Below are 26,196 nucleotides of genomic sequence, written 5' to 3' on the forward strand. Positions count from 1 at the left end.
CGTCTTTTCTATATGAAAAGGCGTTTTTTATTTTCACTCCCTCCTCTCTCTTCTTAGTTTAGGAGGGATTTTTTTATGAAAAAATTATGTTCCATCGTACTTATTTTTCTCTTATTTACATTAACAGCGTGTACAAATGAACAAGATGCTATCTCTTCACAAAAGCAAGAAACTGTGAAAAAGGCGACTACAACGGTAGAAAACCACTTACAAACAGAAGTTCCAAGCCAAATGAAGAAGCCATTAAAAATCGCATTAATTATGCAAATGTCCATCGGAACTTTTTCCTCTCAATATATTGAGGGCGTCAAAAAACAAGTCGAGCTATTCGGCGGCAGTGTACAAGTCTACAATTCTGATAACGATTTAGCAAAAATGGCTGCAAATTTAGATACTGCTATTAATTCAAAAGTGGATGGTATTTTAATTGATCACGGCCGCTCTGAAGCACTAAAACCTGGAGTAGAAAAAGCGTTACAGGCGAATATTCCCGTAGTTGCGTTTGATAACGATCTACGCTTGCCAGGTGTGACAATTATTGATCAAGATGACTATAGTCTTGCATGGAAATCATTAAAAACGTTAGCGGAAGATTTGAATGGACAAGGAAATATCGCAGTCGTATGGGTTGGCGGATTTGCTCCAATGGAACGTCGCAATGTTATCATTGATGCCTTTTATAAACGTTATCCAAATATAAAAGAAGTTGCGCGATTCGGTACTGCAAGTAATAACACACCGCTTGATACACAAACACAAGTAGAAGCCTTACTAAAAAAATATCCGAAAAAAGGAGATTTACAAGCTATTTTCGCTTCATGGGATGAGTTTGCTAAAGGGGCTGTTAAAGCACTTGAACAAGCCGGTCGTACAGATATAAAAGTATATGGCATTGACTTAAGTAATGAAGATTTACAACTCATGCAAAAAGAAAACTCACCTTGGGCTGCTACAGCTGCAACTGATCCAGCTGAAGTAGGTAAAGTTCAAGTGCGATTCTTATACAAAAAAATTGCCGGTGAACAAACGCCAGATATTTATTCACTAGAACCTTATTTAGTAAAGAAAAGTAGTTTACCAAAAGAAAATATAACAATGGATCAATTATCAAAACATATAAACGGTTGGGGTGACTCAAAAGATGCATATTCTCCTTGGATGAAAAAATTAGAGAAGGAGAAAAAATGATGACATTCTCTCTTCAAAACATTACACATTCTTATCATGTAGCTACACCTGTTTTAGAAGATGTTTCTATTCATATTCAAAAAGGAAAAGTGCACGCTTTACTAGGAATGAATGGTGCGGGAAAAAGTACTTTACTAAAAATAGCAACTGGTGAAATTCAACCAGTTGCTGGCGATATAAAAATTGATAATCAGTCTGTTTCCTTCACTTCACCACGCGATGCAAAAAAGTACGGTATTTCTTTCGTAACACAAGAAGTAGATCACGGACTTATTCCCGGATTATCTGTATTAGAAAATGTACTAATTGATCATTTAGCAATGCAAAATAAAGTACTATTTTCAAGGTCAAAATTAGTTGCACTCGCTAAACAACATTTGCAAATTGTACAAGTAGATTTAAATGTTTCAGAAGATGTTTCAAACTGCTCATTACATGAAAAACAATTACTTCTTATCGCAAGAGCCCTATCTAACAATACAAATTATCTTTTATTAGATGAGCCTACTTCTTCTCTTGGACCAAAAGAAGTTGAATCCTTTGGGAAACTATTAAAAGATTTAACATCAAAAGGAATTGGCATCCTCCTAGTTTCTCATCGTTTATCAGAGATTCGAAATTTCGCGGATGATGTAACTGTACTACATAACGGTAAAGTTGCCCTTTCTCAAGCCATTACAACGATTACAGATCAACAAATTGTTGAAGCAATGACTGGAAAACAACTTACACTCCCTATTAATACAGCACCAAAAATCGGGAGCGAGGAAATATTTAAAGTACAAGAGCTTCAATTACACGAAGATCATTCTCCCCTTTCTCTTACAATACGAAAAGGAGAAACTGTTGTGATATACGGATTAATTGGAAGTGGAAAAACAACACTTGCTGAAACTTTATTTGGTGCTCGTCATACTTATCACGCAGAAATAGATGGTCACAACATAACAATTAAAACACCGCGAGATGCGATTAAAGCGAAAATCGCACTTGTACCAGAAGAAAGAAGAAAACAAGGTGTATTTCTTTCGGAAGATATTATAAGTCACACTAATTTACACCAATCAGGTTGGAGACGAAAACAAACCGAATTAAATAATGCTACTACGGCAATTTCTTCTTTCAGCATTTCACCCAATGACCCAAAAGCCTTTATTCATTCACTTAGCGGTGGAAATCAACAAAAAGTCTCAATTGCAAAATGGAATGGATTCAAACCTAATCTATTTCTTTTGGACGAGCCAACTAAAGGTGTAGACATAGCTGCGAAACAAGACATTTTTCAATTCATTCGCAACATTACAGAAAACGGGAGTTCCGTAATTTATTTCACAGGAGAACAAGATGAAGCACTACATATCGCTGATCGCATTCTTATACTGGCAAACGGAGAATTTGTAGGTGAGTACTTGCCGAATGACCTATCTCCTGAACAGCTTTTACATTTATCTGAAGGGAGCTTTTCCATTGAATCTCGTTCATAAAACTAAAACTAAGAAACTATATTTACCTACTCATCTTTTTTATCAATTTAGTACAGTTGCTATTATTATAGGTGTTACAATTTTTTTCTCTATCGTCAATGATTCTTTTTTAACATACAACAATATTAGTGATATTTTACGCTCTATTTCCATTGTGACATTACTAGCAATCGGCGTTACCTTTACATTAATTGTAGATGGGTTTGATTTATCAGTCGGCTCTACCGCTAGTTTAGCAACAATTGCCGCCGCTTCTTGTCTCGTTTTATATCGACAAGAACTATTAGTCACACTCCTTGTTCCTATTCTGTGTGGACTATTAGTTGGATTATTAAATGCACTACTCGTTATCCGAATTAAACTACCAGATTTACTAGCTACACTAAGTATCATGTATATCGTGAATGGACTACACTTAACATTTTCAAAAGGATCTTCAATATATGAAGGAATGTCGGGTGCCACAGGACATTTTATTCCATCTTTTTTATTTATCGGTCAAGGTTCCATTTTAGGAATTCCAGTCCCTGTCATTATCATGCTTATCGTCGTTTTAATTGCACATCTATTTTTAGAAAAAACAACGTACGGTCGTTTCTTTTATATGACAGGTGGGAATCGAGAAGCTGCTAGACTAGCCGGTATCCCTACTGATCGTTACCGTGTGTATGCTTATATGATTAGCGGTTTACTAGCTTCTATTGGCGGAATTATTCTATGTAGCCGCGTTGGAACAGGGCAAGTTTCAGCTGGTGCCCCATTATTAATGGATGCAGTTGCAGCTGCCTATATCGGTTATGCAATGTTCGGTGCCAAGAAACCCAATATAGTCGGAACATTCCTCGGCTCGGTATTAATCGGAATTATATTAAATGGCCTCACAATGATGAACGTTCCTTATTATGCACAGGATATTATTAAAGGCAGTATTTTGATTACAGCTTTAGCCTTTTCGTTTATTAAAAAGAAGCGTAAATAAAAAAGGCTGCGGAGAACTTCTTCTCCGCAGCCTAATTATTATTTTTGCAAGAACGCCTGTAAATCTGCAAATTTTCTCTTTGCATCTTCATAGCCTTGCTCATATAAACTTTGCAATTTTGCCTTATCTTTTTCCATACGATCCACTTGAAGAGGCACTTCTGGTCTAATGACAAATAAATTACCCGCTTGCTCTTCTTTTTCAATGTAGTGAAGTGTTTCATTATACACTTCATAACGATTCAGCATCGCGTTAACAAGGTTCGGATATTTTTTATAAGCTTTCGCTGCAACCCAACCAAATTTTGATTTTTTCTTCGCATAGCCATGATTTCTCGTCAAAATAACGACTGATTTTTCAAACCCATCTCCCTGTGCTTTACGAACTGGAATCGGATCTGAAATCCCGCCATCTAACAGTTGCTTACCACGGTAATTTACTGCTGGTGCAATGAAAGGCAATGAACTAGACGCTTGCAATAAATTTAACGCATCATCATTCGTTCCCTCTTTTTCAAAATAAACGGGTTGTCCTGTTTCACAATCTGTTGTTCCTACAAGGAAACGCTCTGGACTATTAAAGTATGTGTCAAAATCAAATGGGACATGTTTTTCTGGAATTTCATGAAAGATGAAATCCATATCAAATAATTGACGCTTTTTCCATAAGTTTTTATACGATAAATATTGCGGATGTGATGCATAATCAATATTTACTGTCTTATTTCTATTCCTTTGTCTGGAAAGATACGACGCTGCATGGCAAGCACCAGCTGATACACCGATTACATATGGAAAATATAAATCTTGTTCCATAAAGTATTCTAATATCCCGCCAGTATATACACCGCGCATACCGCCGCCTTCCAATACTAAACCCGTATTTTCAAGCATGTTACTCTCTCCTCTTTCTCTATATATTGACTCTTTAATTATTCACTATGTTAAGTATCTTTTTCTATTATATATGAGTTCTTTCAGAAACTATATTCAAAAGGCTTGAAATGGAGGGATTTTTTCTTTTCCTAGGAGTAACACCAGAACCACATAAAAAATACCGGCATCCTTCCCATGAAGAATACCGGTACTTCTTATTTATCCCACTATTTGCGGGCAGTAAGACTTCCACCTCAAAATTCAGCTGAAGCGAAGAAGTTAGGTGGGAGTCGGGCTGCTAATCAGTGGGGGATGAACAAAACCCCTACTGATTAAAGTTTCACTTTATCACCCATACAAAACCGCATGAAATACGCCTAACAGTAAGTATTGACCCTCTATATAATCATCATAATATACATTCATCTCGATGTAATACATATCTTCCTCAAGACGAATATTCCAATCTGCGATTACATAGCCCTTTCGTAATAACTTTCCGATCCCAAGTGAAGTTTTGTGAACAACATATTCTTCTGTCTTATATGTAAAGGTAAATATTCTTCAATCACCTCTAGTTGTTACACAGCTCATACCTGACATCACATCACTCTGAGAAACTATGTATATACATATATTTAATTAATGTATTATCACGCATGAATGACCTTAGTATAGTAGCGCTATTTTTGCTTCGCGAACTCCCTCATAATAGAATAACTATCCTTTTATTATTTTTTTCTTGACTTAGAGTTCACTCTAATCATTATAATCAACTCATAGTTCATTCACAATAATATCAATTGGATAAAATTCAGGAGGGATTGGACAAGCTAAAATCAAAAGTGGTTGACATTAACGCAGACCTGGATGTTGTCATTCAAACCTTTGATTTATCTGTTACTACAATTGTACATTAAGGTACAATTCAAATAAAAATCAACGATTTCCTGTACATTAAGAAGTCAGTGATTCTTGTTATTTTTTCCTTATTTTACTTTCTCTTAATAGTCGTAAAGCTTCTCTAATATATTTAGTGCATATAAAAGAGACCGACCATAAAATCAGCAAATTAGCAAATAAAACAGGATGGGAGTCAGTTATTATGGAGCAATCAAATAAAGCGTTTAGCCAGGCATTAGTAAAATCGTTAAGAGGAGAACGAGGACATCTTCCCATCAAGAATGCTTTGTCGGATATAGACGTGGCGCTTGCGGGAAAACGCAGAGAGGAACTACCTTATTCTATTTATCAATTAGTGAAACACATGACCTACTGGCAAGATTTTCTCTTATTATCCGCTCAGGGGAAGAAGCCTGCATTACCTGCCCATGTAAAAGAGAGCTGGCCTGAAGAAGAATGGCCTGCCAGTGAGGAAGAGTGGCAACAGAGTATTCAGTATTTTCTTCAAGGGATTGAGCAGGCATGTACGATTGCCCAAACTGTTCAATTGGACCAGACATTGGAGGAATGGCCTGGTGAAACCCCTGGCGGTGTTCTACGCAATATTGCATCTCACAACTCCTACCATTTAGGAGAAATTGTGCTGATTCGCAGATTATTTAGTGCTTGGCCACCGCCAACAGGCGGATATCCGTTCTAAACAAGGATAAGGCTCCATCCCATACCCATCAACTTAAGACATATTTTTATACAAAATATGGTCTTTTCATGTAGTATTTTATTATCGTTTATAGATGTTCTAAAAGTAGGCTATCAAATAAACCCTGACGGATTTGAATTTTTTTACTATGCTACCTAATGAGTAGAAGTAGTATACTCATACACAACACCTTAGAGACTTCCCGAAAGGAGGTCTCTATTTTAAGCTCTTTGATCCGCAACAATATGAATATCAATATACTTCGTTTCTCTCATAATTTCATTTACAATAGAACCTTTTCGTATTTCCTCCCACCGTGTTCTTGCCGATTGCCCAAGTAAAATTTGCGTTACTTGTAGTTTTTTCGCGACTTCAATAATAACATCAGCTGGCTTTCTTCCTTTCGCTTCTTCTAATACAAAACTTGCATCAAATTGATTCGTTAGCGACTTCCACTCTTCAATTGTTTGCTTTTTCCCTGCTGGAAGTGAATCTATGTTTTCCCGTTCCACGTTTAAAACATACAATTCAGCGTTTAACCGATCAGCCATGCGCCAACCTCTCCGTATTAATTTCTCTGCTGTTGAACTGTATTGTACACAAACGAGAATTTTTTCTTTTACGCCAATCGGTTCTATAACTGTTTGACTAATTTTCTCATCCATATCATCTGCAACTTCCCGAAGCGATAATTCCCTTAGTGCTCCTAAATTATTAAGCGTAAAGAAGTTTTGTAAGCTTTGCTCTATTTTTTCTTCCTTATATATCTTTCCATCTATTAATCTCTTCCTTAATACCTCAGGTGTTGCATCAACGAGCTGAATTTCATTTGCTTTTTGCAAAATAAAATCTGGAATACGCTCTCTTACTTTTACATTCGTAATTTGAGCTACAATGTCATGAACACTTTCTAAATGTTGAATATTAAATGCTGATAATACTGATATACCAGCCTCTAGCAATTCTTGAACATCCATATAACGCTTCTTATTTTTAGATCCAGGAATATTACTATGCGCGAGTTCATCCACTACAACTACTTGCGGTGCACGTTTTATAATTCCTTCCACATTAAGCTCATAAAATACCTTTCCTTTATAGTCTATTTCTTTTAACGGAACTTTTTCTAAATCAGCAATTGCTTCTTCCGTCTCAATTCTCCCATGTGTTTCAATTAAACCAATTACAATATCAATACCATCTTTTTTCATCTCTCTTGCATCAAAGAGCATTTTATAACTTTTCCCTACTCCTGGGGCAGCCCCTACGTATAGCTTTAACTTCCCGCGATTTTGCTGACGAATATATTCTAAATACTCTTCTGGCGTTCGCCTTTGAAACATCGGTTTATAGTCATCCGCATACAAAACACTCACAACCTTTCTTTCGAAACAGTGCTACCTCAATCCGTTAGATTGAGGTAGCACTGTTACTATTTCATTAATTTCTGTAATTCTAAATTTAACTTTAAGACGTTCACGCGATCTTCTCCAAACAAGCCGAGTGCAGCGCCTTCCGTTTGATCCTTAATCAATTGATCTAGCTTTTCTTTCGGAATATTCGTTAATTTCGAGATGCGATCTACCTGTACGGAAGCCGCCTTCGGACTAATGTCAGGATCAAGCCCTGAACCTGAATTCGTCACTAAATCTATCGGTACTTCTGTAACTGGAACAGTTGGATTTTTTTCCTTCCAGTCTGCAATACTTTTCTCTACTCGTTTCTCTAAATCTGGATTAGACGGTGCATAGTTATTTGAACCAGATGCTTCTGCTTTATATTCTATACTAGAGACACGTCCATGAAAATAACGTGGGTCTGTGAAATTTTGACCGATTAATTTTGAACCAACTACTTCATCTTTATCATTATATATAAGACTTCCATCTGCATTATCCTTCATTACCGCTTGCGCTATACCAGTTACAATCAGTGGGTATACGAGGCCGCACAAGACTAGAAATGTAAAAGTAATACGAATAATTGGTGAAAGTATACTTTGTTTTTTCGCCATCTTTTTTCCCCCTCTTCCTTATATGAACAAGCCGACAATCATATCAATTACTTTAATTCCAATGAACGGAACGATAACTCCGCCAAGCCCGTAAATGAGTAAGTTTCGGCTAAGTAGTGCATTCGAACTCATCGGTTTATATGCGATACCTTTCATAGCTAGCGGAATGAGTAACGGAATAATAACTGCATTAAATATTAATGCTGCTAAGATTGCTGAAAGCGGTGATGTTAATTTCATAATGTTTAATGCTTCCATTTGCGGAATCGCAAGTGTAAACATCGCTGGAATGATCGCGAAATATTTCGCGATGTCATTCGCAATACTAAACGTCGTTAACGCACCACGAGTCATTAACAATTGCTTACCAATTCCTACAACCTCAATAATTTTTGTCGGGTTCGAATCTAAATCAATCATATTCGCTGCTTCTTTCGCAGCTGTCGTACCACTATTCATCGCTAATCCAACGTCAGCCTGCGCTAATGCCGGAGCATCATTTGTACCATCACCCGTCATCGCTACAAGTTTCCCTTTATCTTGCTCTGCCTTAATAACTGCAATTTTATCTTCTGGTTTACACTCGGCAACGAATTCATCTACCCCTGCTTCTTTTGCAATTGTTGCTGCTGTTAATGGATTATCACCAGTACACATAACTGTTTTAATCCCCATTTGGCGCAATTGTTCAAAGCGCTCACGCATACCAGGTTTTACTGTATCCTTTAAATAAATTAAACCGTAAATACGATTACCTACTGCAACTACAAGTGGTGTCCCACCCTCTTTTGAAATGAAATCTGCTTTTTGATTTACATCTTTCGGAATCGTTCCGCCTTGTGACCTAACCCATTCAATCACGCTACCTACAGCACCTTTTCTCACTTTCGTTCCGTCCTGTAAATCAACACCGCTCATTCTCGTTTCTGCTTTAAACGGAACGAACTCACCTTGTTCTGCAAGTTCTCTATTATATGATATAGATTTCGCTTGCACATATTCGATAACAGATCGACCTTCTGGCGTTTCATCTAAAACAGAACTAATAGCAGCCCATTTTCCTACTTGCTCAATCGTTTCATTCCCTACAGGAAGCAATGTATGTGCCATCCGGTTCCCGAACGTAATCGTACCTGTTTTATCTAAAATAATTGTATTAATATCGCCCGCAGCTTCTACTGCTTTACCCGACATCGCTAACACATTGAACTTTGTCACGCGGTCCATCCCAGCAATACCAATCGCTGATAATAGCCCACCAATTGTCGTTGGAATTAAACAAACTAACAACGCTACAAGTACAGCTGTATCAATTTGAAACCCTAAATAATTTGTAAAAATCGGCAACGTCACAACAACGATTAAGAAAATAAGCGTTAAACTCGTTAATACTGTATTTAAAGCAATTTCATTCGGCGTTTTTTGACGGGCAGCTCCTTCTACTAAAGAAATCATTTTATCAATAAATGATTCACCAGGGTTACTCGTAATTACAATCGTAATCTCATCACTTACGACCATCGTTCCACCTGTTACGGAACAAAAATCACCACCCGCTTCTTTTATTACAGGAGCTGATTCTCCTGTAATTGCAGATTCATCTACAGACGCTAATCCTTTAATAACTTCACCATCATTCGGAATCATTTCTCCTTGTTTTACAATAACAACGTCACCTTTTCTTAGGTCAGTTGCTGAAACTCGAACAATGTCTCCATTTTCTTTTACAACATTTGCAAACACATCTTTCTTCGATTGTTTTAAAGAATCAGCTTGCGCTTTACCACGACCTTCAGCTAACGCTTCTGCAAAGTTCGCAAATAAAACTGTAAATAATAGAATGAGAGAAACTGTTATATTAAACCATCCTGGTACACTACTAGAACTACTTGGAAGAAAGGATAAAATTAACGTAATGATAAATCCAATTTCCACAACGAACATAATCGGATTTTTTATCATGACTTTCGGATTCAATTTCGCAAAGGATTGTTTCATCGCATGTTTTACGATATCACGATCCATCGTTTTCGCTTGTCTAACCTCATCTTCTACAGCATGTATTTGTGACTCGTTCACTTGTTTTTCTTTTACTACTACCGGTCTCATCATTTACCCTCCATTACTTCAATGTAAGAAATTCTGCAATTGGGCCAAGTACTAACATCGGGAAAAATGTTAATGCACCAACAATTACAATCGTTCCAATAAAGATTCCTCCAAATAAACCATTATCCGTACGGAACGTTCCGACTGTTTCTGGTACTACCGTCTTCTCTTTCAATGAAGCTGCCACAGCTAGCATCGTAATTAAACTAAAATAGCGTCCTAAAAACATAACTAAACCAGTCGTAATATTCCAAAACGGTGTATTATCTGCTAAGCCTTCAAATCCAGATCCGTTATTCGCAGCTGACGATGTGTATTCATATACAACTTGCGTTAAACCGTGGAAACCGGAATGAGAGATTGCATCCGTTCCTAAGCTTGTTGAAAGAGCTAATGCTGAAAATCCTAAAATAAGCAATGGATGAAATAAAATCGTTACCGCAATCAATTTCATTTCCTTACCTTCAATTTTCTTACCTAAAAACTCTGGTGTCCGTCCAACCATTAACCCAGATATAAAGACTGCAATAATGGCATACATAATAATGTTTACAAAACCTGCTCCAACGCCGCCGTATACTGTATTTAACATCATATTTACGAGTGGAACTAGACCACCAATTGGCGTTAACGTATCATGCATCGTATTAACAGCCCCAGTTTCAGCAGCTGTCGTTACTGTCGCATAAAGGGAAGAAAATACTGTTCCGAACCTTACTTCTTTTCCTTCTGTACTTCCTTGTACATGTTCGATACCCATTCCATTTAACGCTGGATTTCCATGTAATTCAGATGTCGTAATCGTTATAAACCCTAGTAAAAACACCATGAATAGTGACACGAAAAGGATGCGACCTTGTTTTTTATTTCCTACCATCCTTCCATACGTAAATGGAAGTGCTGTTGGCAATAACATCATAAGCATCATTTGCAAAATATTACTCATTTGTCCTGGATTTTCGAAAGGATGTGTAGAGTTTGCCCCGAAAAATCCTCCGCCGTTATTTCCAAGTTCCTTAATGGAAACGAATGATGCAACTGGACCACGTAAAATACTTTGTTTTGCCCCATCAATCGTTTGTGCTGTAACTGCCCCGTCTAACGTTTGCGGTACGCCAAGTGCGACAAAGACTAACGCTGCTATAAATGCGATAGGAAGAAACACTCTCGTTAATGCTCTCGTAAAATCTACGAAAAAGTTACCGAGTTCTTTTCCAGCAAGCCCTCTTATAAAAGCCATAACGAGCGCTAATGTCGTTGCTGGTGCCGCAAACATTAAAAATGTAATCCCAATTAATTGTGATAAATAAGACAAACCATTTTCACCGCTATAATGCTGTAAATTTGTATCAGCCATAAAACTAATTGCTGTATTAAAAGCAAGCGTAGGCTCCATTCCCTCAATATGCGCTGGATTTAGCGGCAGCACACCTTGTAATCTGAAAATGAAATATACGACCACAATCATAAATCCATTGAGTAACACTAATGATAATGCATACTGTTTCCACGTTTGATTGTATTCTTTTACACCCGTAATTTTAAAAATAAGTTTTTCAAAAGGCCCGAATACTTTATCTAGCGTTTTGCTACCTTGAAAAGCTTTTTCTAAATAAATCCCCGTTGGCTTTGCTACTAAAATAAACAAGAGCATTGTAATAACAACTGCAACCCAAATCATAATGAATGATTCCCCCTAATTAAAACTTTTCTGGATTTAATAATGCGTACACTAAGTACACCGTAATCGCTGCAACAATAACCGATAAGGCAATCATCATGATTGCTTCCCTTCTTTCACAACTTTATCTGACCAACTTGCAAGACTTGCCATCGATGCTACTAATACAACAAAAATTCCGATCATCACAACATCTAACATAACAATCCCTCACTTTAATTGTTAAAATTTACCATAAAAATATTAAAAAAGAACACTGAGCTCTACTCAGTGTTCAAAAAATGAACAACAAAAAGTAAACCTCCTCTCTAAACGCTTACGAGGTTAGCTGTCGGATTCGGGCCTAAAGAGTAGCCCTACTTTCAAAACTGAAAGATTCACCCCAAGTGACAATGCACAAAATTGGTTCCCCCGCTCCATTTCTGGAACTCAGCGATTTTAGGTTTTTTTTGGAAATTTCATGAATGATTTATGAGAGTAAATATACTCCTCTAAATTTAACTTGTAAAGGGTTAAATTACTGAAAATAAGAAAATATCCATCTATTTAAACGCTTACATTAGGTGTTATTAATATTCTTTCATCCGTTTTCTCGTCTTTTCTTTCTTTTTCACAGAAATGATCTTTTAAATACGAAATAAAAAGAGCGAATTACATGAAGTGCATAGCTTGTTGCACTCAGCATTCACTCTTTTTTCATTCACTATTTATTCCCCTCGTAAAAAAGCACGTAAATTTCTCCCGCGAATATAAACTTGTGACAATTCTGCATGTAGCTGCTCATATTCGATAACATCTGTTTTTAAATATAAAGCGTCTTTCGATGGCAATATAATATATGGCCCTGGAAAAAGAGGATCCATCTGGATCAATTTTTCGACTCTCTCTATCGATACCGCCCAACGATTCGCTATATCTCCTAGTAACAACACCTTCATATTCACTCTCCTCCGCCCTATTCAAAAAATAAAAAAGAAATGTTATCACAATTTGTAAACACCACGAATTTAGCCCCAATCGTTTCATAGAGCCTCGCTGGATATCGTTTATTTCTTGTAACAACAGTAATAGGCGCTTGGAAAAAAAAGCGAATACGTTCTGCGCAAAAGCTAACTATTGGAAGCTCATCCCCTAGCAGAATCACCTTCTTAATACACTCGCAAATACTAGTAAAATCCTGCTCCTTATTACAGCTATAAGCTGATTCAAATCCATAGCCCCTGACTTCAGCTGCTATCTCCTCATTTGCTGTAAAAATAATTAACTCATGCTGAAATGCTACTAGCTCTCTTAAACTCTTTATCTTATTTTCTTCTCCAACACAAATAAGTGTTAGTTCCATGTACCTCATCCTCCTTAGCATAAAAGAACTCAAATATAGATTGATATTCCCCTATACTAATCGGACCGATGAAGAGATGTATCCATCATGGCACCGTCCTCTCTCAAGACGCTTACGAAGTTAGCTGTCGGATTCGGGCTTTGAGAGTAGCCCTACTTTCAAAACTGAAAGATTCACCCCTAGTGACGACGCACAAATTGGTTCCCCCGCTCCATACAATTGGACTCAGCGTATTACAAAAAATGTATTCTGGCTGATATATTACTCCTGTGTTTGGAAAAAGTAAACAATAAAAAAACTCCTCAAAATGGAGTTTTTTATTGTTTAGCATTATAAATATTTACATTCAATAGGAATTTTCATTAATCGTATTGTAATAATACTAGATAAAGAAATAATTAAAAATTAAAGGTGAAATGAGGATGGTATATGACCGAGGATAAAAAGAAAAATTTTATTCAAATAATAACTATTCTAGGCAATTCGTCACTAATAATTCTAGCGATATTGGTTACCATTCCTAGTTATACTGAATTCCGCACCACATTAGAAATCATTTTTTTACTTTCTTGTTTGTTATTAATTTATAGTAAATACCTAAGTAATAATAAGAAAGCTATGATTCCATACATTATATTTTTTATATTAATATCATCACATCTTGTATACACTTTACTCATCTAAGAAGGCACATTTAAAGAAGCTAAACCAATCAAATTCATTACCATATATTAAATCCCTATTAATATTAATAACCAGTGAGGGTATATCCCCACTGGTTAAATTTTCACTTATGCTTGTACTTTGTGCAATTTATACGCAAAATGATTCGTCGGTCCATGACCACTTCCAATATTCAATGGCTCTTCAATCGCTATACTAATAAATTGTTTTGCCTCTTGAACCGCCTCTTCAATCGAGTACCCTTTCGCAAGTCCAGCTGTAACTGCTGAAGCAAATGTACACCCGCTTCCGTGCGTTTGTTTCGAAGGAATTCGTTCACTTCTAAATTCAATAAACTCTTCTCCATCAAAGAGTAAATCAATTACTTCATTCCCTTGATATTCTGCATGTCCGCCCTTCATAAGCACATATTTAGCACCTAATTCATGCAATACTTTCGCAGCCCTCTTACTATCTTCAACGTTATGAATCTCCATCCCAGTTAACACTTCTGCTTCAGGAACATTCGGTGTTACAACGGTTGCTACTGGTAATAAATATTCTTTTAATGCTTGTACTGCTTCTTGCTGTAATAATGATGCTCCGCCTTTTGCAATCATAACAGGATCTAGCACAATATTATTCCAGCCAAATTTCTTAATCTGCTCTGCCACAGTTTGAATAATTTCACTACTAAATAACATTCCTAGTTTCACAGCATCTGGTGTTAAATCCGTACCAATTGAATTCAGCTGTTCCGTAATACCTTCTAATGGAACAGGATATACCCCTTGAACGCCAAGCGTGTTTTGAGCAGTAATTGCTGTAATAGCTGTCATTCCGTACACACCAAGCTCTTGGAATGTTTTTAAATCCGCCTGAATTCCAGCACCGCCTCCGCTGTCAGATCCTGCAATTGTTAAAGCTTTATTCACTTCCATCTCACTCATCCTTTTCTATCCAAAATAGCGATGATAAATCGTCTTTGCTTCGCTTATATCTTTCGTTCCATGTACAAGTACACGGCCATCTTTGAAGGCAACTAACCTCTTTTCTTCAACAGAGAAAGATAGTAAATATGGATTTACATTTAACTCATTCACGCGGCCTTCTAGCAGCTGTTTATATTGTTCAAAATTCATTTCCTCTTTATGAGGTGGTCTAATTTGAACTGTATTTCTCCCGCATAAAACTGCTGTTTTTGAAGTGTTTTCTTTATTTAAATACGGGTATAGCGCATTATCACCACACGAAGGACAATTGTGTTTACGAAGTTTTTGTACATTCATACATGAATATTCATTCTTCCATACATCAAACGACACAAGTCCATCGCGAAGCGATTCATAGTCTTCCACTAACAGTTTAAGAGCTTCCGTTACTTGATGAGAAACGACAAGAGATACAGCAGGTGATATAATACCCGCTGTATCACATGTCGCTCCGCCAAGCGGAATCGATTGTAATAAACAAGATAAACATGGCGTTTTATCTGGAAGAATTGTGTAAGAAAGGCCATAACTCCCTACACATGCCCCGTAAACCCATGGAATAGAATATTTTTGCGATATATCATTCACAATGAAACGCGTTTCGAAATTGTCAGTCGCATCGATAATTACATCAACATTTGTAACGAGTTCTTCTAACTCTTCAGCTGTTACATCTTGAACGAGAGCTTCTACTCTTACTTCACTATTAACCTCTTCTAGACGTTTTTTTGCCGCTACAGCCTTCGGAAGATTATTTTCTACATCACTCTCTGCATACAATTGCTGCCTTTGTAAATTACTCCAATCAACATAATCCCGATCAACAACCGTTACTGTGCCAACACCAGCTCTTGCAAACATCTCTGCATTTGCACTACCTAATGCACCTGCACCGATAATGAGCACATGCTTTTCTCTTATCTTTCGTTGCCCTTCTTCTCCAATTGGAGAAAATAATTCTTGGCGAGAATATCGATTATTCAACTACGCTCATTCCTTCTAAAGGACTACTTGCTGTTGCACAACGTTTACGTGCAATACGACCTGCCTCAAACCCTAAACGTCCTGCCTCAATACCTAATTTCATTGCCTGTGCCATTTTAATAGGATCTTGTGCTCCCGACACAGCAGTATTTAATAACACACCATCCGCTCCTAATTCCATCGCAAATGCTGCATCAGCTGGACTACCAATACCAGCATCAACGATAACTGGCACTGTCGCTTGTTCAATAATAAAGCTTAAATTTAACGGATTCACAATACCAAGCCCTGAACCGATTGGGGATGCTCCTGGCATAATTGCATGCACACCTAGTTCTTGTAATTTACGTGCTAATACAACATCATCAGATGTATACGGAAGAACGATAAATCCTTCTTCTAGTAACATTTCTGATGCCTTTAACGTTTCTACTGGATCAGGTAATAATGTTCTATCATCACCAATAACTTCTACTTTTATCATGTCGCAAAGCCCCGAAGCTTTTGCTAGTTTTGCGATACGAACCGCTTCTTCGGCATTTTTTGCTCCAGCTGTATTCGGTAATAACTTATATTTTTTCACATCAAGTTTCTCTAATAAATTAGGCTGCTTTGCATCAAATATATCCATACGACGTACTGCGAACGTTAAAACCTCCGCCTCAGATACATCAATTGCCTTTTGCTGCACATCAAAATCAGGGAATTTGCCTGTTCCTAATAAAAGTCTAGAATGAAATGAAAATGGTCCAATGTTTAACATAATCAACCGCCTCCTACGAAAGTTACAATCTCAATTTGGTCTCCATCAAAAACAGATGTATCTGTATGATCATCTTTTTGTAAAATATCTTTATTACGCTCTACTACAACAATTCTGTTTTCTAACTCTAAATGTGTAAGTAGCTCAGCTACTGTTTTTACACTCTCTGGCACTTCAATTTGATTACCATTAATTTTCAAATTCAAACTTCCAGCCCCTTTCTAAACTATTTTAGAAAGCAATGAATCTAGCAAGTGATTCTCCTGCTTTCCTTCTATTAAATCCGCCATATACTGACCAGAAACAGGACTTAATAAAATACCGTTTCGATAATGCCCAGTACAAGCATATAAACCTTTTATTTCTTCATGCTCTCCCATATAAGGAGCTTCGTGATTCGATTGTGGTCTTAACCCTGCCCATGTGCTTTCCCACTCTGCTTCTTTTAAAGCCGGTAATATTGTATAAGCACGCTCTAATATAGAAGTAATACTTTCGGGTTGCACAGTTTTATTGAACGTATGAGGCTTCATCGTTGCTCCAATTACGTAGCGCCCACCGCGCTTCGGCGTAATATAAAACCGTTCTTGGAAAATAGGAGATTTCAAGAGCGGTTTCTTGCTTCTTACTGCAACAACTTCACCCTTCACAGGATACGTGCCCCAATCACTATGGAAATAATGTAGTAATTTCGTACTCCATGACCCTCCAGCGATAACGACTTTTTCGCATATGATTACACCTTCGCTTGTCACAATTCCAGTCACTTTATTATTTTCAATACGGATATCAAACACTTCTGTTTGTTCATATATATCCGCACCAGAAATTGCAGCAGAATGTGCGAATGCTTTCGTAAGCTCTGGTGCAATAACATGCCCATCTTTCGGATAATATACCGCTCCTATAATTGACTCGGATAGGAACGGCTCTTTTTCCCGCAAATGGTCTCCCGTTAGAAAATAGGAATCTTCACCTATTTTCTGCTGCCAATCCATAATGTGAAGAATTCTCTCTTTCTCATCCTCATTTTGAGCGATGCGATATATCCCTTTTTCCTCATAGCCAATATCAATACCCGTCTTTTCACGTAAAACTGCTGCAAGCTGTGGAAATATAGCACGGCTTTCTCTAGCAAGTTCAAATAGCGGATCATACGCATCCCATTCTGCCTGAACACCAAGTAAACCAGCAGCTGCTTTCGAAGCTTCAGATGCGATTCTTTGCTTCTCTACAATCGCTACTTTATGCCCTCTTTCTGCTAGAAAGTGTGCAACTGAACTACCAATTACACCTCCGCCAATAATCGCTACATCATACTTCTTACACATGTTTTTCCGCCCACTTTCTTATTGATTCCTTATAAGATTTCGCTCTGCTATACGGGTTACTATTACTTACAATTCCAGACATAACAGCAATTCCACTTACTTCACTTGCAAGAACATCCTTTGTATTTTCAGGAGTAATTCCTCCAATAGCTATAATCGGTATCGATAAGCTCTTTGCAATGTCCGAAATTTCTTCTAACCCTCTCGCTGGCACACCTTTTTTGCACTCTGTTGGGAATACATGACCATAAATGAGCGAGTCAGCCCCATTCTTAAAAGCCTCTATCGCTTCTTCTAAAGAATGTACGGAATAGCCAACATGCAAATACGAAAACTTTTCTTTCACTGACCTTACATCTGTACTTCGATATCCTAGCTGCACACGCGGGATATTTAATAAAATAGCAATATCAATTCGGTCATTTATAACAAGTTTAGATGCTGGAAAGCCTTTTTTTAAAAGGCTTTCCACACCTTCATATAATTCCTTCGTACTTTTCTCACGCTCACGAATATGCAAATAATCAATCTCACTCTCAATTTGCATCGCTACATTCACTAACTCTTCGAATGGCATATGGCCATTTGAGATTACGTGGAGCTCATTTTTCATATTCATTCGCCTACTTTAAAATATTTTCGAATAGCTCATCGGCTGGAACGATTTCTTTCGTCATTCCTTTGTCTTTCAACCATTTATTTTGTTTCTCCCAAGACTCTTTTGAATCTGATAAGAATGGCTCATCTTTCGTTTCCATCTTCTCTAATAAAATTTTCATACTTTCTTTTTCAACTTCTGGCACAAGTGGGAAGTTTTCTTTTTCTTGATGATCTAATAAAATATTTAATGCTTCATCAGGGTTTTTCTTCATAAAGTCATACCCTTTTTTCGCCCCACGTAAAAATGCTTGCAGCGCTTCTTTATCTTTTTTCAACGTTTTATCACCTGTTACAAACACAAGTTCATGATAGTTCGGTACTCCATAATCAGCTGGATTAAAGTACGCTGGTTCATGGCCTTCATGGCGCATAACAGGTACTTCATGGTTAATGTATGCCCCTGTTACAGCATCCACTTTTTTCGTAATTAATGCTGGCACTAAATCAAACCCGACATCAACTACTTTCACCGTATCAGGATTACCACCATCTTCTTTTATCATCGTTTTTAAATACGCTTCACTTAAAGGCGTTCCAGAGTAACCTACTGTTTTGCCTTCTAAATCTTTCGGTGATTGAATGCCTGCTGATTTCAGCGATACGACATGATTTAACGGTGAACGTACGACAGCTCCAATTGATTTCACTGGAATTTGTTCATTTGCTCTGGCCATAACAACATCTGGCTGATAATACAAGCCAACTGTCACTTTCCCTGCTGCAGCTAACGTTAATGGATCAGTCGGATTAGAAGGGAATTTAATATTTACCTTTACTCCTTCTTCTTTAAAGTAGCCTTTTTCAATTGCGGCATAAATAAAGCTATGCACCGCATTCGGATACCAATCAAGCATGACTGTTATTTCTTTCTCTTTTTTACTCTTATCTGATGCTGAATTACTCGAGCACCCTGCAATCATTGCAACTAATAATGTACACACAAAGATGCGTTTTAAAAATTTCATGAATGCTTCCTCCAACTAATGAATTTCTTTTCTAACATAGAAATAAGTATGACGAAAAAAATAGCTAATAATGATAGCAATACAATTGGTGCAAATACACCCGCACCATCTAACTGCGTCATCATTCTTTTACTGAAATATCCAAGCCCAGCTTGTGCACCGAGCCATTCTCCAATTGCCGCCCCGATCACACTAAGCGGAACTGCAATTTTTAACGCTGAGAAAAAGTAAGGAAGAGCAGATGGCAACTTTAGCTTTAGAAAAATATCTTTTTTCGTTGCACCATACGTAACTAAGAGCTCCTCCCACTCTTTCTTCGTACTACGTAATCCATCATACGTATTGACCGCAATAGGGAAAAACGTAATTAAAACTGTAACAACAACCTTACTCCAAATGGTATATCCAAACCATAAAACAAATAGGGGCGCAAGTGCTGTAATCGGGATGGTTTGTGAAGCTACTAATAATGGGTAAAATGCTCTTTCCATCCACGTACTCGCATTCATTAACATCGCTAGCCCCACACCTAATACGATAGAAATAGCAACACCTATTAAAACGACGTATAACGTTGCCGGTAAATGAACCGTAAATAATATGTCTTTTAGTTTCAAAATCTTCATTACAATTGCAGACGGTGACGGTAAAATGTACATCTCATCTACAATTCTTGCCCCCACTTCCCACATAATGAGTAAAATACCAGAAAGTGTAAGAGCAGGAACTAATTCTTTCAAACGGTTCATCATACAAGTACCTGCCTTTGTAACATACTAAGGATCTCATCTTTAAGCGCCAATACTTCAGGCCTATATAAATCCTTTCGTGTTCGGTTACGATCAAGCGGCACAATTCGCTCAGTTAAAGTTGCTATCGGTTGATTTTCTACAACGAAAATTCGATTAGAAAGAAACAACGCTTCTTCAACATCATGAGTGATAAATAAAATTGTTTTTTCCCACTCTTTCCATTGTTCAAATAACCATTCTTGCAAAGATGCCTTCGTTAAAGCGTCCAATGCGCTAAACGGTTCATCTAACAATAATATCTCCCCGCCCGTTAATAAAGTTCGGATAAAAGATACACGTTGTCTCATACCACCAGATAAATCTTTCGGATATTTCGCCTCGTATCCTTGTAACCCAAATTTATGTAACAGTTCTTTCGCTTTTACTTGCGCTTCTTTCTTCTGCACACCTTGGCACTCTAAAGGTAACGCAGCATTTTCAATAATTGTTCTCCACGGCAAAAGCATATCTTTTTGAGGCATATATCCTACAGGGTGACTCTTTGTTTCTGTCAGCTCTATTTGTCCAGCACTTGCTTCTTCTAAGCCCGTAATAAGGCGAAATAAAGTACTTTTCCCGCAGCCACTTGGTCCGATAATGCTTACAAACTCTTTCTCTTGTATAGAAGCATTTAATTCATCGATGATTGGTTTCTCATCATAATGAAAAGAAACATTATGAAACTGTAGTATGTTCTTGCTCCTCAAAACCCCACATCTCCTTACGATAGGACATATCCCAGAATAAATATTCAAATCGGCTGGAATATAAGAAAATTTCCTCTAATCGGTCTAGCTCTTTCTCTGACTTTCCAATTGCCATTTCATTTAATAAATCTATTAACCAAATACAAAGATTACCGTATTCTTCAGAACTATATCCTTGAATCCATTCACCAAAGAACTCATGATCTCTTGCTCCAGGAATATCGTTTAAACGCTTTCCAATCTCCCAATAACTCCACATACATGGTAGAAGTGCTGCTATTAATTCCGCAAGTGTGCCATTTTGAGATACAGACATCATGTAATTTGTATAAGCTAAATTTTTAGCAGATGGTTTTGCAGATTCCATCTCTCGTACAGAAATGCCAAGTCTTTTTGCATACTGTTTATGGATTGTCATTTCTCCATTTAAAATTCCATCAATTTGTTCAGCAAACTTTCCCATTACTTGTGGATTCGTTGCTTTTACAACACCAATCGCATATAACTTTGCATAATCTAACAAATATAAATAATCTTGAATAATATAATACTGAAATTTATCTTTTTCTAGCGTGCCATCCCCCATACCTACTACAAACGGATGATTATGACTTTTCTCCCAAACAGGTTGCACAGTTTCTAATAATCTATCGCAAAATTTCATTTCTCTATCCCCTTCCGATATACGTATCTAAATAAAAAACCACTTCTATATAAGAAGTGGTTACAGCAAATAAAATTATACATTTATTCGTTGTCCACTTCCCTTCGCTAGTATTACCTAGATCAGGTCTGTAAGGGTTAAGGATTATTCCTCTCTCAGCACATCAAGCACCCCTAGTGGTTTCAATATGAAATTTTCAAATAAAAAAGCCCCGTTTCTATACGCAAAGAAACGGGGACTCATTGTTAGTGTCCGAATTGCTTCCCTACGCTAGCATAATCTAGATCAGGTAATGAAAAGGATCAAAGGCTTACGGCCTACTCTCAGCTGGCAACACCAGCTCTCCTAGCAAACTATAAAATTATCACTGTCAGTATAACACCGTAATAAGACATCATCAACTGTTTTAATTTTCTTAATTATTAATTAGATAATAATGTGTTAAATAAATATAAATGCGATCCCACAAATGATATATACAATATTTATATACGAACCTCTCTTCTAACATTATTTTTATTGATTTCATATTACATTTATGTGAATACGACCAATATATTATATCTTTATACTATAATAAAATTACAACTATACAACTAGAGGAGGTCTTTATTACATGAATATGAAAACTACTGCTTTAACAGCCACTACTATCGCAATTGCTTCTTTACTTCCTTCTATGGGAGAATCCGATATACAAACAGCTGCTGCTACGCAACCATCTAAAGTAAAAACTGGATATGTAAAAATTGACAACGTTGCACTACATCAAAATAACAATGCAGACAGTGCAATAATTGAAAACATTCGATTTAATAGCCCGGTTACTATTCTTGAGACAACTCAAGATTGGTATAAAGTATCTGTTAACAACAAAACAGGCTACATAAAAAAAGATGCAATTCTATTCAAAAAAAATGTTCAATCAAAGAATCAATATATCGTAAATGCAAACGCATTAAACGTTCGTTCTGAACCTAATACAGGGTCTTCTATTCTAGATATATTACCAAATGGTCAATTCATTACCATTCAAGGTGAACAAGGGAATTGGTACAAAATATTACATAACGGTCAAATTGGATACGTACAAAAAAACTTTGTATCTAATGGATCCACACCTCTAGTAAAAGGTGTAACTGTACAAGGTTCACCTTCTTATACTGTTGCAACACCAAAATTAAATGTACGTAGCAAGGCTAGTACAAGTAGCACTCTACTTGGCTCGCTACAAAATGGTACACAAGTACAAGTAGTAGAAACGGTAGGTACTTGGTATAAAATTCGTTTTGGCACAGGATACGGATATGTAGCAAAACATTATATAGTGCAACATCAAAATCAATCACAAACTAAAACAGCTCAACCTTCATCAATTCCAGCTGTTTTCAAATTTCCAACTCAAGGAAGAATTAGCTCAACTTTTGATATGCGCTGGGAACAAATGCATTATGGTATAGATATTGCAGCACAGGGCAACATCTCTATTCAAGCTGCTGCTGCAGGTAAAGTTGTGAAATCTTATTATTCGGCTAGCTACGGCAATGTCGTGTTCGTCGCCCATCAAATAAATGGAAAGTTATATACAACAGTTTATGCTCATATGAAGGATCGTGCCGTACAAGTTGGGGATCAGGTGCGAGCTGGACAATTAATCGGTCATATGGGAAATACAGGTCATTCATACGGGCAACATCTCCATTTTGAATTACATAATGGGGAATGGAATCTTGAAAAAACAAATGCAGTGAACCCACTGCCATATTTAGTTAGGTAAATTGTATGCCACGTAATATACCTCTTTTTATTGAATACCTGGCCTTTTTAGGTTTAATCTGTTGTTTAATCATTTATAATACGAACACTGTATTTTTATCTATCATTATTGCTTTTGTTGCCTTAGAAATCATTATGGAAGCATTACAAATGCGGTTAAAACAAAAAATAGCCCATATTTATAATGCAATTTTTCTTTTGAGTGCTCTTATAACAAATATAATTAGTAATGGTTTTTATTTATCTACCATACTTCCTGTATTCTCTATGGGTGTTTTATTATTCATAGCTAGATACGTTAATGTTCCTCATAACCAAAAACATGAACAAGAAGCTTAGAAAGAGGAGACACTGTGTACCAATCTTTCAAAGATAACCCAACGAAATATATACTGAATTTATATAAAAAAATGAATACTTTTTTTGGTATACAAGGAAGTTATACTGCACAATTTCTCCTTTATGGAATGTTATTTCTTATCTTAGTTACTTTCTCCTTGTTTTACTAACAAAAAAAGGATCTCACATAAACTTGAGATCCTTTTTAATTTATATTAATTTTTAATATGTAAAATACGGTTTAACCACAAGCATATTTTTCATAAATAAAACTAAGATTATATTTTTTCTCTAAACTCATTCTTTGTTCATCGTCGCACCAATAGAAAAGAATATCATGAATCGTTGCATAACGCTTATTTTTAAGAAATAGTTTAAAGAAGGATGGTAAACAATCATGTAATTGTATAAATATATAATTGCGTAGTATTTCTTCTTTGTATTCAATGCCCTTACAAATATAAAGTAATTCTTCACAATAATATGCATGCTGTGGAACTTGAATCATTTCAAAAAATGGTACATATGATAGCAACTTTCCAATAAAATGACCATATCGATCCATTACCCCTATCGTCATATGCTCCATCATTTCTTTCATCACATATAAATAATCATCTACATGCGTTGTCTTTAATGGATCTAACCGGTCTGAAATTTGAGAAAGCACAGCTCTTTGACAAGCTAAAACTGCTTGACTCGGTCCATAATATGATAGAAAATCTGTACACTTACGATACTTTCGTAATAAGTCGTGTGTATACAAATCATACACAAAAGTATTACAATACATTGCTAGATTCATCATATCACTATTTAACTGTTCTTTTGATAGTATTTTAGCTCGCTTACACATATAAAAGAATGTAAATTCCAATACTTCTTTATGAGATAATAGATGCTTACAATCTGTTATACATTTCTCACTAAATTTAACTCGATTCCAAATCTCTACATCGCCATCTGTTAATTCACCAATACGATATTTAATAATTAAATAGTTTAAAGCAACCGCTTGCGTCAAAAGATCCCATGTTTCATATTCCAATGAAGTTTGGACAAATTCATCTAGCCCCTGGCTTATCATAAAAGCATTTGCCTCTTCATACCAACCAATCTCTTGACATAAACGCAGAATACGTACTAGAGTTGGAATTTCATCTTTATGAAACTGCGGTAAGCCCTTTACTTTATTCATTCCATATACGATAAATGCCGCTAAATTTTCTTCTTTATAAAACTCTTTTTCTTTCCATACTAATATAGTTCGCTCTTTCCCTCCACCTTTTGGATGACAAGGTACAAGCAAAGAAAATAACTCAGCAAAATTGTTTGGTTCTATATATGTATCTGTAACCAAATTCCAATTTGGATCGCCCTGTACAGCCCTCATATAATTCCCCTTTCCTTTTTATCTACGTAGGAAATATTAATCCATTATTACATCATTAACAATAAATATCGTTATATTCAAAACTTATCATAATACTTATATCTATTAGTATATCATTTTTCCTCTTATTAAAAATTAGGAATAATAAATTTTAATAAAACTGTCGAATATATTAACGCTATATTTATTATATAATGCCTCAGATACATCACGCTAACATATTAGTTTAATCCATATATACTAGAATGATGTATCTGATTTTTATACATAATTTATTCCATGTGCTCCGAGATCTCACTTAAAGCAAAGCCAGCTTGATCATCAGCCGATTCTCTTATAGCTAAATCACCTAGTGCTAGCATGCCCACGAGTTGCCCACTCTCAACTACTGGTAAGCGTCTAATTTGATACTGTGCCATTAATTCTGTAGCTTTTTCAATCGAATCATCTGGAGAAACTGAAACAATGTTTGTTGTCATTATATTTGTAATTTTATTAGATCCAGGATGTTTTTCAGCAATCCCACGAACAACTAAGTCTCGATCAGTAACAAGCCCAACAACTTGTTCATTTTCAACAACAGGAATCAATCCAACCGATTCTTCCTTCATTTTTACAGCAGCCTCATATACATTATCTAACGGCGTACAATGTACAATATGAGTACTCATAAAGTCTCTAACTCGCGTCATTTTTATCTCCTCCTTTTAATACATACCATAGCTTTTCCTAAATCCCTTTATTTATTTGAGGAAAATAAGGTGATAAAAAAGAGGCATACACATAATAAAAAAGAGTCAGCACATTGCTGACTCTTTTTTTATGACCCGTACGGGATTCGAACCCGTGTTACCGCCGTGAAAGGGCGGTGTCTTAACCACTTGACCAACGGG

General features: G+C 36.5%; 27 protein-coding genes, 1 tRNA gene, 1 pseudogene and 4 riboswitches. Of the genes and pseudogenes, 6 read left to right on the forward strand and 23 right to left on the reverse strand.

Annotation, left to right across the window (positions count from 1 at the left end):
- The first annotated feature begins 75 nt into the window (after window positions 1–75).
- From BAU27_RS14175 to BAU27_RS14185, 3 genes are read left to right on the forward strand one after another with little or no spacing between them, the layout of a single operon-like run.
- On the forward strand, window positions 76–1,188 hold the full coding sequence (locus BAU27_RS14175) for a sugar ABC transporter substrate-binding protein (protein WP_071747781.1): 1,113 nt from the start codon (window positions 76–78) through the stop codon (window positions 1,186–1,188).
- Window positions 1,185–2,672, forward strand: coding sequence for a sugar ABC transporter ATP-binding protein (locus BAU27_RS14180; protein ID WP_071771208.1), 1,488 nt, complete (start codon window positions 1,185–1,187; stop codon window positions 2,670–2,672). Before BAU27_RS14175 ends, BAU27_RS14180 begins: the two co-directional genes overlap by 4 nt.
- Window positions 2,656–3,651, forward strand: a complete 996-nt coding sequence (locus BAU27_RS14185) for an ABC transporter permease (RefSeq protein WP_071771194.1) — start codon at window positions 2,656–2,658, stop codon at window positions 3,649–3,651. Before BAU27_RS14180 ends, BAU27_RS14185 begins: the two co-directional genes overlap by 17 nt.
- A gap of 38 nt (window positions 3,652–3,689) precedes the next feature.
- On the opposite strand, the gene BAU27_RS14190 is transcribed toward BAU27_RS14185, so the two are convergent.
- Entirely contained in the window at window positions 3,690–4,544 is an 855-nt protein-coding gene (locus BAU27_RS14190) for a patatin-like phospholipase family protein (protein WP_071747779.1), read from the reverse strand.
- A gap of 330 nt (window positions 4,545–4,874) precedes the next feature.
- Window positions 4,875–5,087: pseudogene (locus BAU27_RS14195) on the reverse strand (tubby C-terminal domain-like protein); the annotation flags it as partial.
- Window positions 5,088–5,631: 544 nt separating this feature from the next.
- On the opposite strand from BAU27_RS14195, the gene BAU27_RS14200 reads away from it, so the two are divergent.
- Window positions 5,632–6,129 (forward strand): DinB family protein, encoded by a 498-nt coding sequence (locus tag BAU27_RS14200; RefSeq protein WP_071771195.1) that lies wholly within the window; start codon window positions 5,632–5,634, stop codon window positions 6,127–6,129.
- Window positions 6,130–6,350: 221 nt separating this feature from the next.
- Here the strand turns inward: BAU27_RS14200 and kdpDN are convergent, their stop codons facing one another.
- From kdpDN to tenA, 18 genes are all read right to left on the reverse strand, one after another.
- On the reverse strand, window positions 6,351–7,505 hold the full coding sequence (kdpDN, locus tag BAU27_RS14205) for a KdpD-like non-kinase potassium sensor (protein WP_083596007.1): 1,155 nt from the start codon (window positions 7,503–7,505) through the stop codon (window positions 6,351–6,353).
- Window positions 7,506–7,561: 56 nt separating this feature from the next.
- Window positions 7,562–8,143 carry a K(+)-transporting ATPase subunit C gene (gene kdpC / locus BAU27_RS14210; RefSeq protein ID WP_071747776.1) on the reverse strand — a complete coding sequence of 194 codons (582 nt, stop codon included), beginning with the start codon at window positions 8,141–8,143 and terminating at the stop codon, window positions 7,562–7,564.
- 18 nt (window positions 8,144–8,161) lie between these two features.
- Complete coding sequence (gene kdpB / locus BAU27_RS14215; RefSeq protein ID WP_071771197.1) at window positions 8,162–10,252, reverse strand: potassium-transporting ATPase subunit KdpB; 2,091 nt, start codon at window positions 10,250–10,252, stop codon at window positions 8,162–8,164.
- Window positions 10,253–10,265: 13 nt separating this feature from the next.
- Entirely contained in the window at window positions 10,266–11,933 is a 1,668-nt protein-coding gene (gene kdpA / locus BAU27_RS14220; protein WP_071771198.1) for a potassium-transporting ATPase subunit KdpA, read from the reverse strand.
- Between the two features lie 19 nt (window positions 11,934–11,952).
- On the reverse strand, window positions 11,953–12,033 hold the full coding sequence (gene kdpF, locus BAU27_RS14225) for a K(+)-transporting ATPase subunit F (protein WP_000972378.1): 81 nt from the start codon (window positions 12,031–12,033) through the stop codon (window positions 11,953–11,955).
- A complete protein-coding gene (locus BAU27_RS14230) occupies window positions 12,030–12,134 on the reverse strand; it encodes a SipW-dependent-type signal peptide-containing protein (RefSeq protein ID WP_000887889.1) in 105 nt (34 codons plus the stop codon). Before BAU27_RS14230 ends, kdpF begins: the two co-directional genes overlap by 4 nt.
- A gap of 98 nt (window positions 12,135–12,232) precedes the next feature.
- Window positions 12,233–12,378: riboswitch (cyclic di-AMP (ydaO/yuaA leader) on the reverse strand.
- 262 nt (window positions 12,379–12,640) lie between these two features.
- Window positions 12,641–12,871 carry a hypothetical protein gene (locus BAU27_RS14235; RefSeq protein ID WP_071747773.1) on the reverse strand — a complete coding sequence of 77 codons (231 nt, stop codon included), beginning with the start codon at window positions 12,869–12,871 and terminating at the stop codon, window positions 12,641–12,643.
- Between the two features lie 17 nt (window positions 12,872–12,888).
- Entirely contained in the window at window positions 12,889–13,275 is a 387-nt protein-coding gene (locus tag BAU27_RS14240) for a hypothetical protein (protein ID WP_071771199.1), read from the reverse strand.
- A gap of 93 nt (window positions 13,276–13,368) precedes the next feature.
- A riboswitch (cyclic di-AMP (ydaO/yuaA leader) is annotated at window positions 13,369–13,516 on the reverse strand.
- A 550-nt stretch (window positions 13,517–14,066) separates the two neighbouring features.
- Window positions 14,067–14,879: a bifunctional hydroxymethylpyrimidine kinase/phosphomethylpyrimidine kinase gene (thiD, locus tag BAU27_RS14250; protein ID WP_071771200.1), complete on the reverse strand. Its 813-nt coding sequence runs from the start codon at window positions 14,877–14,879 to the stop codon at window positions 14,067–14,069.
- A gap of 15 nt (window positions 14,880–14,894) precedes the next feature.
- Complete coding sequence (thiF, locus tag BAU27_RS14255; RefSeq protein ID WP_071771201.1) at window positions 14,895–15,914, reverse strand: thiazole biosynthesis adenylyltransferase ThiF; 1,020 nt, start codon at window positions 15,912–15,914, stop codon at window positions 14,895–14,897.
- Window positions 15,907–16,677 carry a thiazole synthase gene (thiG, locus tag BAU27_RS14260; protein WP_071771202.1) on the reverse strand — a complete coding sequence of 257 codons (771 nt, stop codon included), beginning with the start codon at window positions 16,675–16,677 and terminating at the stop codon, window positions 15,907–15,909. The genes thiF and thiG overlap by 8 nt, the downstream gene beginning before the upstream one ends.
- Window positions 16,678–16,679: 2 nt before the next feature.
- Window positions 16,680–16,883 carry a sulfur carrier protein ThiS gene (gene thiS, locus BAU27_RS14265; RefSeq protein WP_001049508.1) on the reverse strand — a complete coding sequence of 68 codons (204 nt, stop codon included), beginning with the start codon at window positions 16,881–16,883 and terminating at the stop codon, window positions 16,680–16,682.
- 15 nt (window positions 16,884–16,898) lie between these two features.
- Window positions 16,899–18,008 carry a glycine oxidase ThiO gene (gene thiO / locus BAU27_RS14270; RefSeq protein WP_071771203.1) on the reverse strand — a complete coding sequence of 370 codons (1,110 nt, stop codon included), beginning with the start codon at window positions 18,006–18,008 and terminating at the stop codon, window positions 16,899–16,901.
- The gene (tenI, locus tag BAU27_RS14275; RefSeq protein WP_071747765.1) at window positions 18,001–18,621 is read right to left on the reverse strand and encodes a thiazole tautomerase TenI; all 621 of its coding nucleotides are present in this window, start codon (window positions 18,619–18,621) and stop codon (window positions 18,001–18,003) included. The genes thiO and tenI overlap by 8 nt, the downstream gene beginning before the upstream one ends.
- 10 nt (window positions 18,622–18,631) lie before the next feature.
- Window positions 18,632–19,633 (reverse strand): ABC transporter substrate-binding protein, encoded by a 1,002-nt coding sequence (locus tag BAU27_RS14280; protein WP_071771204.1) that lies wholly within the window; start codon window positions 19,631–19,633, stop codon window positions 18,632–18,634.
- Entirely contained in the window at window positions 19,630–20,382 is a 753-nt protein-coding gene (locus BAU27_RS14285) for an ABC transporter permease (RefSeq protein ID WP_071771209.1), read from the reverse strand. The genes BAU27_RS14280 and BAU27_RS14285 overlap by 4 nt, the downstream gene beginning before the upstream one ends.
- Complete coding sequence (locus BAU27_RS14290; RefSeq protein ID WP_071771205.1) at window positions 20,382–21,131, reverse strand: ABC transporter ATP-binding protein; 750 nt, start codon at window positions 21,129–21,131, stop codon at window positions 20,382–20,384. Before BAU27_RS14290 ends, BAU27_RS14285 begins: the two co-directional genes overlap by 1 nt.
- Complete coding sequence (gene tenA, locus BAU27_RS14295; protein WP_071747763.1) at window positions 21,100–21,795, reverse strand: thiaminase II; 696 nt, start codon at window positions 21,793–21,795, stop codon at window positions 21,100–21,102. Before tenA ends, BAU27_RS14290 begins: the two co-directional genes overlap by 32 nt.
- 82 nt (window positions 21,796–21,877) lie before the next feature.
- A riboswitch (TPP riboswitch) is annotated at window positions 21,878–21,980 on the reverse strand.
- Between the two features lie 60 nt (window positions 21,981–22,040).
- Window positions 22,041–22,152, reverse strand: a riboswitch (TPP riboswitch).
- 259 nt (window positions 22,153–22,411) lie between these two features.
- On the opposite strand from tenA, the gene BAU27_RS14300 reads away from it, so the two are divergent.
- Window positions 22,412–23,572, forward strand: a complete 1,161-nt coding sequence (locus BAU27_RS14300; RefSeq protein WP_071771206.1) for an SH3 domain-containing protein — start codon at window positions 22,412–22,414, stop codon at window positions 23,570–23,572.
- A gap of 5 nt (window positions 23,573–23,577) precedes the next feature.
- A complete protein-coding gene (locus BAU27_RS14305; RefSeq protein ID WP_071747761.1) occupies window positions 23,578–23,910 on the forward strand; it encodes a hypothetical protein in 333 nt (110 codons plus the stop codon).
- A 241-nt stretch (window positions 23,911–24,151) separates the two neighbouring features.
- On the opposite strand, the gene BAU27_RS14310 is transcribed toward BAU27_RS14305, so the two are convergent.
- The 3 genes from BAU27_RS14310 to BAU27_RS14320 form a co-directional block, all read right to left on the reverse strand.
- Window positions 24,152–25,303 carry a DUF3965 domain-containing protein gene (locus tag BAU27_RS14310; protein ID WP_071747760.1) on the reverse strand — a complete coding sequence of 384 codons (1,152 nt, stop codon included), beginning with the start codon at window positions 25,301–25,303 and terminating at the stop codon, window positions 24,152–24,154.
- A 272-nt stretch (window positions 25,304–25,575) separates the two neighbouring features.
- A complete protein-coding gene (locus BAU27_RS14315) occupies window positions 25,576–25,995 on the reverse strand; it encodes a CBS domain-containing protein (protein ID WP_071747759.1) in 420 nt (139 codons plus the stop codon).
- A 131-nt stretch (window positions 25,996–26,126) separates the two neighbouring features.
- Window positions 26,127–26,196, reverse strand: a tRNA-Glu gene (locus BAU27_RS14320).

It is taken from the genome of Bacillus sp. NH11B (assembly GCF_001884205.1).
GTDB lineage: Bacteria > Bacillota > Bacilli > Bacillales > Bacillaceae_G > Bacillus_A > Bacillus_A proteolyticus.